11 protein-coding genes are annotated in these 13,670 nt (G+C 72.8%); 7 read left to right on the plus strand and 4 right to left on the minus strand.

Annotated features, from left to right (window positions below):
• The first annotated feature begins 70 nt into the window (after positions 1-70).
• Genes nirB through JHE00_RS31890 form a run of 4 tightly spaced genes read left to right on the plus strand, consistent with a single transcriptional unit; the run spans position 71 to position 4,900 of the window.
• A complete protein-coding gene (gene nirB / locus JHE00_RS31875; RefSeq protein WP_200325376.1) occupies positions 71-2,590 on the plus strand; it encodes a nitrite reductase large subunit NirB in 2,520 nt (839 codons plus the stop codon).
• Positions 2,587-2,940 (plus strand): nitrite reductase small subunit NirD, encoded by a 354-nt coding sequence (nirD, locus tag JHE00_RS31880; protein ID WP_200325378.1) that lies wholly within the window; start codon positions 2,587-2,589, stop codon positions 2,938-2,940. Before nirB ends, nirD begins: the two co-directional genes overlap by 4 nt.
• Positions 2,937-4,055 (plus strand): uroporphyrinogen-III synthase, encoded by a 1,119-nt coding sequence (locus JHE00_RS31885; RefSeq protein ID WP_200325380.1) that lies wholly within the window; start codon positions 2,937-2,939, stop codon positions 4,053-4,055. Before nirD ends, JHE00_RS31885 begins: the two co-directional genes overlap by 4 nt.
• On the plus strand, positions 4,052-4,900 hold the full coding sequence (locus tag JHE00_RS31890; RefSeq protein ID WP_200325382.1) for a sirohydrochlorin chelatase: 849 nt from the start codon (positions 4,052-4,054) through the stop codon (positions 4,898-4,900). Before JHE00_RS31885 ends, JHE00_RS31890 begins: the two co-directional genes overlap by 4 nt.
• Positions 4,901-4,974: 74 nt before the next feature.
• Here the strand turns inward: JHE00_RS31890 and JHE00_RS31895 are convergent, their stop codons facing one another.
• The gene (locus tag JHE00_RS31895; protein WP_200325384.1) at positions 4,975-6,099 is read right to left on the minus strand and encodes a winged helix DNA-binding domain-containing protein; all 1,125 of its coding nucleotides are present in this window, start codon (positions 6,097-6,099) and stop codon (positions 4,975-4,977) included.
• Between the two features lie 13 nt (positions 6,100-6,112).
• A complete protein-coding gene (locus tag JHE00_RS31900; RefSeq protein ID WP_200325386.1) occupies positions 6,113-6,514 on the minus strand; it encodes a DUF3224 domain-containing protein in 402 nt (133 codons plus the stop codon).
• A 63-nt stretch (positions 6,515-6,577) separates the two neighbouring features.
• Between JHE00_RS31900 and JHE00_RS31905 the strand changes: the two genes are divergently transcribed.
• Positions 6,578-7,543, plus strand: a complete 966-nt coding sequence (locus tag JHE00_RS31905) for a helix-turn-helix transcriptional regulator (protein ID WP_200325388.1) — start codon at positions 6,578-6,580, stop codon at positions 7,541-7,543.
• Positions 7,536-8,342 carry a uroporphyrinogen-III synthase gene (locus JHE00_RS31910; protein ID WP_200325390.1) on the plus strand — a complete coding sequence of 269 codons (807 nt, stop codon included), beginning with the start codon at positions 7,536-7,538 and terminating at the stop codon, positions 8,340-8,342. The genes JHE00_RS31905 and JHE00_RS31910 overlap by 8 nt, the downstream gene beginning before the upstream one ends.
• A gap of 872 nt (positions 8,343-9,214) precedes the next feature.
• On the opposite strand, the gene JHE00_RS31915 is transcribed toward JHE00_RS31910, so the two are convergent.
• Both JHE00_RS31915 and JHE00_RS31920 read right to left on the minus strand, forming a co-directional pair.
• Entirely contained in the window at positions 9,215-10,069 is an 855-nt protein-coding gene (locus tag JHE00_RS31915; protein WP_200325392.1) for a siderophore-interacting protein, read from the minus strand.
• 9 nt (positions 10,070-10,078) lie between these two features.
• Complete coding sequence (locus JHE00_RS31920; RefSeq protein ID WP_200325394.1) at positions 10,079-10,375, minus strand: MGMT family protein; 297 nt, start codon at positions 10,373-10,375, stop codon at positions 10,079-10,081.
• An 88-nt stretch (positions 10,376-10,463) separates the two neighbouring features.
• Here JHE00_RS31920 and JHE00_RS31925 point away from each other — a divergent pair, with 88 nt between their 5' ends.
• Positions 10,464-13,655, plus strand: a complete 3,192-nt coding sequence (locus JHE00_RS31925) for an ATP-dependent helicase (RefSeq protein WP_372440521.1) — start codon at positions 10,464-10,466, stop codon at positions 13,653-13,655.
• The last annotated feature ends 15 nt before the right edge of the window (positions 13,656-13,670 follow it).

Below are 13,670 nucleotides of genomic sequence, written 5' to 3' on the forward strand. Positions count from 1 at the left end.
GCAACGTCGCAGAAGCGCACCGGATACGAGCCCTGGCGAGCATGGGGACGGTTTCTACGGAGGTTGGTCCATGAATCGAACGTTGGTCGTCGTGGGGCACGGGATGGTGGCCCACCGTCTGGTGGAGGCCGTCCGCTCCGACGACGTCGACGGGACGTGGCGGATCGTCGTGCTCGGCGAGGAGAGCAGGCCCGCCTACGACCGGGTCGCACTCACGTCCTATGTGGACGACTGGGACGCTGAGCGCCTCGCGTTGCCCGGCTGCACCTATTCCGGTGACGAGCACGTCGAACTGCGGCTCGGCGACCCGGTGGTGTCGGTGGACCGGGCAGCCAAGCGCGTCACGACCGCGAGCGGGTTCACCCAGGACTACGACGCGCTGGTGCTGGCCACCGGGTCGAGGCCGTTCGTGCCGCCGGTGCCGGGCCGCGACCTGCCAGGGTGCTTCGTGTACCGGACAATCACCGACCTCGACGACATCAGGGCCGCCGTTGAGCGTGCGACGGACGGCAGGGGCAGGGCCGCCGCCGCGGTGGTCGGCGGTGGCCTGCTCGGACTCGAGGCCGCGAAGGCGTTGCGGGACATGGGACTCTCGCCGCACGTGGTGGAGCTGGCGCCCCGGCTCATGCCGCTGCAGGTGGACGAGGGCGGCGGCAGCCTGTTGCGCTCGCTCATCACCGAGCTCGACGTCACCGTGCACACCGGCACGTCCACCGACGCGGTGGAAGCCGACCGCGGCAGGCTCGTCGCCAAGCTCGGCAACGGCACCGAACTCGACGTCGACCTGCTCGTGTTCTCCGCCGGGGTGCGGCCGCGCGACGACCTGGCTCGCGACTGCGGCCTCGACGTCGGTGAGCGCGGCGGCGTGCTGGTGGACGCCACGTGCCGCACGAGCGACCCCGACGTCTTCGCGATCGGCGAGTGCGCCGCGCTGGAGGGCCGGGTGTACGGCCTGGTGGCGCCCGGTTACTCGATGGCCGAGGTCGCGGCGGCGACGCTGCTCGGCACCCCGGCGTCGTTCCCCGGGGCCGACACGTCCACCAAGCTCAAGCTGATGGGCGTCGACGTGGCGAGCTTCGGCGACGCCCACGCCACCACCGACGGCGCGCTGGAGGTGGCGTTCAACGACGCCGTGCGCGGTACCTACCAGAAGCTCGTGGTGTCCGACGACGCCACGACGCTGCTCGGTGGCGTGCTCGTCGGCGACGCGAGCGAGTACAACCTGCTGCGCTCGCTCGTCGGCAACCCACTGCCCGCCGAACCCGCCGCGCTGCTCGCACCCGCGGGTGCGGGGGACTCCGCCGTCGGGGTGGACGCACTGCCTGCCGAGGCGCAGATCTGTTCGTGCAACGCCGTCACCAAGGGCGCGATCGTCCACGCCGTCACCGACCAGGGCTGCGACAGCGTCGGCGCGATCAAGGCGTGCACGCGCGCCGGCACCTCGTGCGGCTCGTGCGTGCCGATGCTCGGCAAGCTCCTCGACGCCTGCGGGGTCGAACAGTCCAGGGCGCTGTGCGAGCACTTCGCGCAGTCGCGCGCCGAGCTGTTCGAGATCGTCCGAGCCACCCGCATCACCACGTTCTCGGAGCTGATCGCCAGGCACGGCACCGGCGCGGGCTGTGCGATCTGCAAGCCCGCGGTGGCCTCGATCCTCGCCACGCTCGGCAACGGGCACGTCCTCGGCGGCGAGCAGGTGACACTGCAGGACACCAACGACCGCTTCCTCGCCAACCTGCAGCGCAACGGCACGTACTCGGTGGTGCCGCGCGTCCCCGGCGGCGAGATCACGCCCGACAAGCTCATCGTGATCGGCCAGGTCGCCAAGGACTTCGGGCTCTACACCAAGATCACCGGCGGGCAGCGCATCGACCTGTTCGGCGCCACCGTCGACCAGTTGCCGCTGATCTGGCGCAGGCTCGTGGACGCCGGGTTCGAGTCGGGCCACGCCTACGGCAAGGCGCTGCGGACCGTGAAGTCGTGCGTGGGCACCACGTGGTGCCGCTACGGACAGCAGGACAGCGTCGGTCTCGCGGTGGAGCTGGAGCTGCGCTACCGCGGCCTGCGCTCGCCGCACAAGCTCAAGTCCGCGGTGTCCGGGTGCGCCCGCGAGTGTGCCGAGGCCAGGAGCAAGGACTTCGGCATCATCGCCACCGAGCAGGGCTGGAACCTCTACGTCGGCGGCAACGGCGGCGCGATTCCCCGGCACGCCGACCTGCTGGTGTCCGATGTGGATACCGAGACGCTGATCCGGATCATCGACCGGTTCCTGATGTTCTACGTGCGCACGGCCGACCGGCTGCAGCGCACGGCGCCGTGGGTGGAGGAGCTCGACGGCGGGCTCGACCACCTGCGCGCGGTGATCGTCGACGACAGCCTCGGCATCTGCGCCGAGCTGGAGGAGGCGATGGCCGAGCACGTCGCGAACTACCGCGACGAGTGGCGGGGCGTGCTCGAGGACCCGGAGAAGCTGGCGCGGTTCACGTCGTTCGTCAACGCGCCGGGCACGCCCGACCCGACGATCTCCTTCCGGACCGAGCGGGAGCAGCCCGTTCCCGTGCTGCTGGGTGTTCCCGAGGTGGTGAGCCGATGACCGCGATGGCGGAGCAGACGTGGGTGGCGGTGTGTGCGGCCGAGGCCGTGCCGAGGGCGTCCGGGGTCGCGGCGCTGCTCGACGACGGCACGCAGGTGGCGATCTTCCGCACCGAGGACGACCGCTTCCACGGTCTGTCCAACGTGGACCCGTTCAGCGGGGCGGCCGTGCTCTCGCGCGGGATCGTCGGCGACGCCGGGGGAGTGCCCGTGGTGGCCTCACCGGTGTACAAACAGCGGTTCGACCTGAGCACCGGGCGCTGCCTCGACGCGGACACCGGGGACACCGTGTGCGTGGCGACGTACCCGGTGCGGGTGATCGACGGCGTCGTGCACGTGGGCTCGTCGTGACCGAGCCGATGCCGCTCGCGGGCTTCGCGGTGGGCATCACCGCGGCCAGGCGGGCGGACGAGCTCGGCGCGCTGCTGGTGCGCAAGGGCGCGACCGTGCGCTACGGCCCCGCGATCCGCATCGTGCCGCTCGCCGACGACACCGAACTGCACGCCGCCACGAGACTGCTGCTCGAACACCCCGTCGACGCGGTGGTGGCCACCACCGGCATCGGCTTCCGCGGCTGGGTCGAGGCCGCCGAGGGCTGGGGACTCGGCGAGGCACTGCTGGACCGGCTTGCCGCGACGCAGGTACTCACGCGCGGGCCGAAGGCGAAGGGAGCGGTGCGCGCGGCGGGACTGTCGGAGGCGTACTCGCCAGCCTCGGAGAGCAACGCGGAACTGCTGCAGCACCTGCTCGACTCCGGTGTGGACGGTCAGCGGATCGCGGTGCAGCTGCACGGGGAACCGCTGCCGTACTTCGTCGACTCGCTGCGCTCGGCAGGCGCCGAGGTGGTGGAGATCCCGGTGTACCGCTGGGTCGGGCCCACCGACCCCGGCCCGCTCGACCGGTTGATCGACGCCGTGCTGGACGGCTCGATCGACGCGCTGCCGTTCACCAGTGCGCCCGCGGTCGCCAGCACGCTCGCGATGGCGAAGCGCACCGGCAGGCAGGCCGCGCTGGTCGAAGCGCTCGGGCACCGCGTACTCGTGGCGTGCGTCGGCCCGATCACCGCGGGCCCGCTCGCTGCGCTGGGCGTTCCCACGGTGCAGCCGCAGCGGGCCCGCATCGGCGCACTCACGCGCACCGTGGCCGAGGGACTGATCGCGCGGTCGCCCCGGCTGTGCGCGGCGGGCAGGCAGATCGAGCTGCGCGGTCAGGCCGCCGTCGTGGACGGCGAACTGTGCGAGGTGGCGCCCGCCCCGATGGCGGTGCTGCGCGCGCTCGCGCGGCAGCCTGGCCGGGTGGTGTCGCGGCGTGAACTCACGGCGGCGCTGCCGAGTGGTGGGGAGGAGCACGCGGTGGAGACGGCGATCGGGAGGCTGCGGACGTCGCTCGGTGAAGGCAGGCTCGTGCAGACGGTGGTCAAGCGCGGCTACCGGCTCGCCGTCGTCGCCGAGGAGGAACTCGCGTGATCGTGCTCGCCGCCCACGGGACCCGCGACCCGGCGGGGCCGAGGGTGATCGAACGGCTGGCCGCGGGAGTGCGGGCGCGCGGAGTCGACGTGGAGGTCGCCTACGCAGACGTGCGGGCACCCGACGTGACGACGGTGCTCGACGCCGTCGACCGCCCAGCCGTGGTGGTCCCCGCCTTCCTCGCGTCCGGCTATCACGTGCGCGTCGACATCCCAGCCCAGGTGAGGGCGAGCCGTAACACCGACGTCGTGGTGGCGGAGGCGTTCGGGCCCGCGCCGGAGCTGCTCGACGCGCTGCACGACCGTCTGTGCGAGGCCGGTTTCCGGCCCGGCGACGCGGTGGTGCTCGCGGCGGCGGGCTCCAGCGACTCCAGGGCGCTCGGTGACGTGGCCGCCGCCGCGCACGCCCTCGCCGGGCGGCTGCGCACCCCCGTGCGCGTCGGCTACGCGGCGACGGCGACCCCGTCGGTGGCGGACGTGGTGTCGGACGTGCGGTCGGACGGCGAGTGGGCGATCGGAGTGGAGACGCGGGGCGAGCGAGTGGCTGCGGCGGACAGTGTGCGGGCGGGCAGCTCGCGTTTGGACAACGCGGTGACGCGGAGAGTGTGCGTGGGCAGCGCGCCGCGGGACACCACTGGGGCGAACTCCGCGGAAGCGAACGGTGTGGCGGCGAACCGTTCGCGCGTGGCGGTGGCGTCGTGGCTGCTGGCGCCAGGGCTGTTCCAGCGTCGAGTGGCCGCCGCGGGCGCTGACGTCACCGCGGAGCCGCTCGGCGCGCACCCGGCGATCATCGACCTGGTGCTGCGCCGCTACCGCGACGCGCTCCGCGCCTCCCACGCCGCGTAGCTCGCCCGCTGTCCAAACGCGGTGAAGGGCACCTTTACTGCATTGAACGCAGTAAAGGTGCCCTTCACCGCGGTCTAAGCCCAGGTGATGCGGAGATCGCCGTATTCGCGGGCTTGGGCTACTCGCTCGGCTTCCTGTTCCGTCGCCGCGCGCGCCGACGTCGGGAGCGGCCACAGTTCCGTCATCGTGAACTCCAGCCGTTTGCCCGCCGAGCGGGTGCGCCAGAAGCCCGCGATCTCCCCGTCGGCCAGGATTGCGCCCGGGTTGCCGAGGATCTTCCACAGTTCCTTCTGGTGCGCCTTGTCCGGCACGAGCACCGCGCGGTCGCGGGCCTGCAGCAGCGGATCCCACGGCGGCAGGAGCCGAACGAACGCTGGCTCCGGCGGGTTCTCCAGCTCCGGCAGGTGCTCGGCGGGCAGGAAGGCCGGGCGCCCGTCCACCGTGACCTCGGCGAGGTCGGCAGGCCACAGCCGGTCGGCGACCGTCGTGCGCGTGGTACCCACGAACCCGGCCGCGTCGCTCGCCGTGGCGGGGCCGTGCAGACGCAGGTAGCTCTGCACGATCCGCGTCGCGCCGGCCACGTCCGCCGTTGTCGGGATGCGCGGGCGTTTCGCGAGCGGCGCGAGCGTGGCCGGACTCGTGCCCGGCTCCAGCCTGATTCCCGCGATCGGCGTCGCCAGCCGCATCAGCTGCTCGTGGATGTGCGTGGCCTGACAGCCCCGGCACCACCGCGAGAGCCCCTCGGGGATGCGGGTGGTGACCTCGGTGCTCGCCGCGCCCTTCGTCATCGGCTCGCCGACGACGTCGCGCAGTGCCGTCGCCGCCGTGTGGAGCACCGTCGTGCCCGGCAGGCCCGCGGCCGCGATTTCCTTGCGCTGCCACAACATCCGGACCTCCGCGTCGGCGTCGTCCAGCGGTAGCAGTGCGGGGATGAGCGCGCGGAACTCGGCGCTGCGGTGGTAGTGCGGCGCGCCCCGGTGGGTCCAGCCGAGCGTGAAACCGGCGTCGTCGAGCAGCGTCTGCGCCCGCGCGGCGTCGGGCAGACGCGCCACGAGCGCGAGCACGGCCGTGTCGCGCTTCGTGACGTCCTGCACGCCGAGGTCGAACACGGCGAGCCGGTCCGGGTCGGCGACCTCGCGGTGCAGGCCGTGCGCTGCGATCCGGTAGGCGAGGACCTGCCTGCGATCGACGTCGAGCACGATGCCCCCTCGGTCAGCTGAGCGAGTAGTCGAACGTGTAGTCCACGGTCTCCGAACTGCCGCTCGCCGTGCCGGTGCCCGAGAGCCCGGCCAGCTCGCCGGTGCCCGAGCCCGGCACCACGGACCACGTGTCGGAAATGCCGTTCGCTCCATAACGTACGTCGTGCCGGATCAGAAAGCTGCCGGTGCGGCCGGCGACGCTGCCCTCGACCCGTTCGTAGCCCGGCGCGGACTGCCCGTTGCCGTCGTCGTAACCCGGCGTGGCGTAGTAGAGCAGGTAGTCGCAGCTCGACGTGCCCTCGATGAGGCCCGTGTAGGCGAAGGTGGCGTGGGCGTGTGCGTAGCGGGGTCCGTCCTCGGGGCCGCTCACGACCTGCTCGTCCCAGCTGCGCATCGTGAAGGTGTTGTCATTCATGCGCTCGAGCTTCACACCCAAACCTGTCATCTTCTGTCAGGTTTGTGAGCGACAATCGGAGACATGCGCGCGAGCAGGTTGTTGTCGGTGCTGCTGTTGTTGCAGAACCGGGGCCGGATGACGGCCGACGAACTGGCGAGCGAGCTGGAGGTCTCGGTGCGCACCGTGTACCGCGACATCGACGCCCTCACCGAGGCCGGCGTGCCCGTGTACGCCGACCGCGGCCGGGCGGGTGGTTACCAGCTCGTCGGCGGATACCGGACGCGGCTGACCGGCCTGAGTGAAGAGGAGGCGCGCTCGCTGGCGCTGGCCGGGCTGCCCGTGGCGGCGGCCGAGCTGGGGCTGGGCACCGTGCTGGCAGCGGCGCAGCTGAAGCTCTACGCCGCGCTGCCCGAGGAGTTGCGCGCCAGGGCCGGGCAGGTCGCGGAGCGGTTCTACCTCGACGTTCCCGGCTGGCACCGTGGCATCGAACGACTCGACCGGCTGGCCGAGGTGGCCGACGCGGTGTGGCGCTCACGGCGGCTCAGGGTGCGCTACCGGCGGTGGGACGACAGCCCCGTCGACCGTGTGCTCGAACCGCTCGGGCTCGTGCTGAAGGCGGGCAACTGGTACCTGGCGGCGCGGTGTGAGGGCAGCGAACGGACCTACCGCGTCTCCCGGATCGACGAGCTCACGGACGACGGAGAGTTCGCCCGTCCCGACGGTTTCGACCTGGCCGAGTACTGGCGGCAGTGGTCGGAACGCTTCGAACGCAGGCTGTTCGCCGCGGTCGCGCTGGTGCGGCTTTCGCCGCTGGGCAGGGACCTCGTACCGTTCTACCTCGGAGCCGTCGGAGCGCGGGCGCTGCGCGAGAGCGGCGGCGAACCGGGCGAGGACGGGTGGTCGCGAGCGGAGCTGCCGGTGGAACCGGGGCCGCCCGCGCTCGGTCAGCTCCTGCACTTCGGGCCGCACCTCGAGGTGCTCGAGCCCGCCGAGCTCCGGGACCAGATGGCCGAAGCGGTAGCGAGGATGGGTGCGCTCTATGGGTGATCTCGGCGGAGTCACCATCGGTATCACCGCCGAGCGGCGCGCGGAGGAGTTCATCGGCGCGCTCGAACGGCACGGCGCCACGGTGTGGCACGCCCCGACGATCCGGATCGTGCCGCTCTCCGGCGACGAGCGGCTGCGCTCCGCGACCGAAGTTGTGGTGGCCGACGGCGTCGACCTCGCGGCGGTGACGACGGGCGCAGGGTTCCGGGGCTGGTTCGACGCTGCGGAGGAATGGGGCCTCGCGGAACGGCTGCACGACACGCTGGCGGCGGCGCGGCTCTACGTCCGAGGGCCGAAGGCCAAGGGCGCCGTGCGGGGCAGGGGACTGACCGAGCGGTGGTCGGCGCCGGAGGAGAGCAACCGCGAGCTGTTCGAGCACGTGCTGGACCAGGGCGTGCGCGGGTCGCGGGTCGCGGTGCAGCTGCACGGCCAGCCGCTGCCGGAGTTCACGGACCGGCTGCGCGCGGCCGGGGCGGAGGTCGTCGAACTGCAGCCGTATCGCTGGCAGTGGCCCGCCGATCTCGAGCCCGCGTACCGGCTGCTCGACGGGGTGCTCGCGGGTGAGGTCGACGCGCTGGCGTTCACGAGCGCCCCGGCGACGGCGAACCTGCTCACGCTCGCGCGCGAACGGGGTGTGCACGCCGAGTTCGTGGCGAAGCTGGGTGCGGATGTGGTGTGCGCCTGCGTCGGTCCCGTGACGGCGGCGCCCCTGACGGAGCTGGGCATCCCGACGCGGCAACCCGACCGCCAACGCCTGGGCGCCCTGGTGAAACTCCTGGCGGCAGACCTGAGCGCGTAGCCCCACGGCAAGCCCGAGCCGCGAGTCCCCCGCTGGGGTGCGCGAGTTGCCCGCCCGGGTGCGTGAGTTGCCCGCTGGGGGCGTGAGTTGCGCGTTCGGGTGCCTGAGTTGCCCGCTGGGGGCGTGAGTGGCTCGCTCGGGTGCCTGAGTTGCCCGCTGGGGGCGTGAGTGGCTCGCTCGGGTGCCTGAGTTGCCCGCTGGGGGCGTGAGTGGCTCGCTCGGGTGCCTGAGTTGCCCGCTGGGGGCGTGAGTTGCTCGCTCGGGTGCGTGAGTTGCCCGCTGGGGGCGTGAGTGGCTCGCTCGGGGCGCGCCGGTCGTGTGGTGCGGGCCGCTAGTCCTGCACTCCGGGGCGCGAGCCGTGCGCTCTCGAACGCGAGTTGCGCGCTCAGGGCCGCGAGTTGTGCGGTGCGGTTCCGGAACGGGGCGCCGGTGCAGTGCCCGTTCGATGCCCGGCTCGGAGCGGGCGGCTCGAACCGAAGGTTCGGGATCGGGATTCGCAAGCTGCGCGAGAATTCGCGCCCGGACCAGCCCGGAGCAGCCCGGAGCAGATGGCTCACCGAACGGGGAGTGGCCTCGAGTGCCGAGCGGGGCCGCCGCGGACTTGGGCGGGGAACTCGCGCTCAGGAATGGGACTCGCGTGCGTTGGCGGTGAACACGCGGTCCCGGGTTAGGGACTCGCATGCCGGAGTGGGGGACTCGCGGACCGGGGCGGGCAACTCGCGTGCCCGGGCGGGGTCGTGTGCCGGAACGGGCAACTCGCAGTCCCGGACGGGCAACTCGCGAACCGGGGCGGGGGACTCGCGTGCCTGGGCGGGCATCTCGCGTGCCCCGGCGGGGGACTCGCGGACCCGGGCGCGGGCGGCGCGGGTTGGTTACGCCTCCGCCTCCGGCGGCGGTTCTCCCTTGTCGAGTTGGCGCAGGTTCTCCCTGCCCGTGTCCTCTTCGCTGCGGCCGATGCGCCAGTAGCCCGTGAAGGTGATCGCGCGCTTGTCGACGCCCCGTTCGCGAACCAGGTGCCTGCGCGCGAATTTCACCATTCCCGCCTCGCCCGAGACCCACGCGTACGGTCGTCCGGTGGGCAGGCGCGCGCTGCGCACGGCGTCCAGCACGGGCTGGCCGTGCGGGGAGCCGCCGCGGCTGATCCAGTGGATCTCGACGTCGGCGGCGGTGGCGAAATCTTGCCGGTCGTCCGGGTCGTCGACCTCGATGAACACCCGCGCCGACGACTCGGAGGGCAGCGTCTCCAGGATCGCGCCGATCGCGGGCACGGCCGTCTCGTCACCGACCAGCAGCTGCCACGACGTGCCCTCGGGCACCGCGTACAGCCCGTGCGGCCCGAGCAGCGCCACCTCGCTGCCCACCGTCGCGAGCCCGGCCCACGCCGACGCCGGGCCGCTGTCGCCGTGCAGCACGAAGTCGATGTCGATCTCGAGGTCGTCGGGGCGGTGCGCCCGCACGGTGTAGGTGCGCATCGGCGGACGATCGTCGTCCGGCATCGCGAGGTAGGTGCGGTACCAGGACATGACGTCGGAACTCGCCGCGGGCGGCAGCTGTGGCCGGTCCTGGCCCGGCCGCGGGAAGAACACCTTGACGTACTGGTCCGGCGCCGCGCTGACGAAGTCGTGGAGGTCTCCGGTGAAGGTGATCCGGGCCATGTGGGGCGTGAGCCGCCTGACCGCGGTCACCTGGAGCGCTCGGTAGGTCAGCTGAGGCGAGGCCGTCGTCATTAGGCGAGGCTAACCTACTGGATTGCGCCAGCGATACCGCCTGAGATCGATCCGCTGTCCGTCGGCCAGCACGCCCTCCGCGCGCAGCAGTTCGAGTTGCCGGTGCACCAGATGCGGCGCGGGAGTTCCGTTCGCGCGCAGCACGCGGTGCCACGGCACGTCCTGTCCGTCCTCGGAGAGGATCCGCCCGATCAGCCGGGGCGTGCTCGCGTCCGCGGCCGCGGCCACGTCGCCGTAGGTCGCGACCGAGCCCGGCGGGATCGACGCGACGATGTCGCGCACACGCTCGTGCAGCTCCTCGTCCATGCCGTCCACTCTAGGCAGATGCCCTGGTCAACTGTGATCCACCGTGGCGCTGTGCGGTTTCGTCGGTACGTCGTGGTTCCATCAGATCGTGAGCAGGAGTGGACTGAACGCGAGGCTGGTGCGCTCGCAGGCTCAGCCCCCTCGCGCGCACGTGTGGGCGGGGGACGCGGCCGCGTTGCTCGGCGCACCCGGCGGCTTCCGGCGCGTGCTCGGCGGACCAGGCACGGGCAAGACCACGCTGCTGTCGTCGATCGCCGCCGCGCGCGTGCGCGAGGGAGCCGATCCGGAGAGCCTGCTCGTGCTCACCTCGTCGCGCCGCGCGGCCGACGCCGTCCGCGCCGACATCACGCGCAGGCTCACCGCCGACGGCGAACACAGTGGCCGCACCATTCGCGAGCCGTTGGTGCGCACGGTGCACTCGTACGCGTTCGCGGTGCTGCGCCTGCAGGCCGGGCTCAACGACCTGCCCGCGCCCCGGCTGCTGTCGGGCCCGGAGCAGGACGTCGTGGTGCGCGAACTCCTCGCCGGTGATCTCGAGCAGGGTGCGCCGGACTGGCCGGAGACACTGAGGCCCGCGCTGCTCGTCCCTGGCTTCGCGGAGGAGCTGCGCGATCTGCTGCTGCGCGCGGCCGAACGCGGCCTCGGGCCCGAGGACCTGATCAAGCTCGGCAAGCAGCAGCAGCGCGAGCAGTGGGTCGCCGCGGGCCGGTTCTGGCGGCAGTACGAGGAGGTCACCCTTCTGCTCGGCTCGGGAGGCAACGCGCTGGGGCAACCCGGAGCACCCGCGCTCGACGCCGCCGAGCTCGTGTCCAGCGCGCTCGTGGAGCTGGAAGGCGATCCCGACCTGCTCGCGCGCGAGCAGCGGCGCATCCGGCACCTGCTCGTCGACGACGCCCAGCACCTCGACCCGCTGCAGTTCCGGCTCGTGCACCTGCTCGGCGGTGCCGCCGACGACTTCGTGGTGGCCGGCGATCCCGACCAGTCCGTGTTCTCCTTCCGTGGCGCCGATCCCGGCCAGCTCACGGAACTGGACGACGATGGCGACCGCACGATCACGCTCACCCGCAGCCACCGGATGACCGAGGCCGTGCACGCCGCGGTCACCCGCGTGGCCGCGAACCTGCCCGGCGCCCGCCCGCACCGCGCGCTCGAACCCGCGAGCGACGACGAGGGCGTGGTGCGCGCCAAACTCCTGCCCACGCCCGCCGCGGAGGCCAGCTGGGTCGCCGACCAGCTGCGGCGCGCGCACCTGCTCGACGAGGTGCCGTGGTCGGAGATGGCGGTGATCGTGCGCTCGCCGTCGCGGTCGTTTCCCGTGCTGCAGCGCGCTCTCGGCGCCGCGGGCGTGCCGATCGCGTCGGCGACGGAGGAGCTGCCGCTGGCCCGCCAGTCGGGCGTGCGCCCGCTGCTGGCCGTGCTGCGCCTGTCGACTGAGCCGGAGGCGCTCGACGTCGACCTCGCCGAGATGCTGCTGTCGTCGCCGCTGGGTGGGGCCGACCCACTCGCGCTGCGCAGGCTGCGCCGGGGACTGCGGAGGCTGGAGCTGGCCTCGGGCGGCGAACGCTCCAGCGACGAGCTGCTCGTGGAAGCCTTGCGGGACAACGACATGCTCACCGGGCTCGCCGACGCCGAGGCCGCGCCGGTGCGCCGGGTCGGTGGGCTGCTCGCCACGGCGCGCGACTGCGTCGGCAGGGGCCTCGGCGTCGAGGACGTGCTGTGGCAGGTGTGGCAGACCAGCAAGCTCGAGAACCGGCTGCTGCGGCAGGTCGCGCGGGGTGGCTCGCTCGCCGCGCAGGCCGACCGCGACCTGGACGCTGTGGTGGCGCTGTTCCACGCCGCGGGTCGTTATGTCGACAGGTTGCCCAAGGCGAGTGTCGCCGGGTTCGCCGAGTACCTCACCTCGCAGCACATCGCGGGCGACAGCCTCGCGCCCACCGCCGCGCGCGGCAAGGGCGTCTCGCTGCTGACGGCCCACGGCGCCGCCGGCCGGGAGTGGACGGTCGCGGCCGTGGTCGGCGCGCAGGAGGGCAGCTGGCCGGACCTGCGGCTGCGGGGCACACTGCTGGGCGTCGAACGGCTCGTCGACCTGCTGTCCGGAGTGGACGGTGTGCACCTGTCCGCGACGGCGCCGCTGCTGGCCGAAGAGCGCAGGCTGTTCTACGTCGCTGCCAGCAGAGCCAGCCGGATGCTGCTGGTCAGCGCCGTGCAGGGCGAGGACGAGCAGCCGTCACGCTTCGTCGCCGAGTTGCTCGACGACGGGGGCGACGACGCGGGCCCCGACGTTCGCCGCTACACCCGCGAGCGTTCGCTGGTGCTCTCCGAGCTGGTGGGCGAACTGCGCTCCGTGGCGTGCGACTCCGGCGCCGAGCCGCGCCGGAGGGAGGTGGCCGTGCGGCAGCTCTCGCGGCTCGCCCGCGCGGGAGTGCCCGGCGCGCACCCCGACCAGTGGTACGGACTGCCGGACGCCAGCACCTCGGCGCCGTTGCGCGCGGCCGACGCGCTCATCCGCGTCTCTCCATCCACTGTGGACATTCTGGCGAAGTGCCCCCTGCGCTGGCTGCTCGAACGCCACGGCGGCAGTGATCCCGCCCAGCTCGCGGCGGTCACGGGCACGCTCGTGCACGCGCTCGCGCAGGCGGCCGCGAGCGGGGCCGACGACGAGCAGCTCAAGGCGGAGCTGGACTCGGCGTGGGCGAAGGTCGACGCGGGTGCGCCGTGGTTCTCCCGGCGCGAGCGGCGCAGGGTCGAGCAGATGGTGGACAACTTCCTGGCGTGGCTGCGCAACAGCAGGGGCGAGCTGACCCAGCTGGCCGTGGAGCGGGACATGGAGGTGGAGCTGCCCGCCGCGGCCGACGAACTGCGGGTCAAGCTCGCGGGCCGGGTCGACCGGCTGGAGCTCGACAATCAGGGCAGGCCGGTGATCGTCGACGTCAAGACCAGCAAGACGCCGGTGAGCGCCGCCGACGCCGAGAAGCATCCGCAGCTCGCGGCCTACCAGCTGGCGCTGCTGCTGGGCGCGTTCGCCGAGCACGGCGAGCAGACCGGCGGCGCGAAGCTCGTCTACGTCGCCAAGGCGCACAACAAGACCGGTTCGTCGCAGCGCACCCAGCCCCCGCTCGACGACGACGGCGGCAAGCAGTGGCTCGAGCTGGTCCGCCAGGCCGCTGCCGCCACGGCGGGGCCGGAGTACCCGGCGCAGGAGAACGCCGACTGCGACCGCTGTCCCGGCCGCTCGGCGTGCCCGGTGCGCCCCGAGGGCAGGCAGGTGACGGGACCATGAGCCGCACCGACGCAC

Source organism: Prauserella cavernicola, assembly GCF_016595675.1.
Taxonomy (GTDB): Bacteria; Actinomycetota; Actinomycetes; order Mycobacteriales; family Pseudonocardiaceae; genus Prauserella_A; species Prauserella_A cavernicola.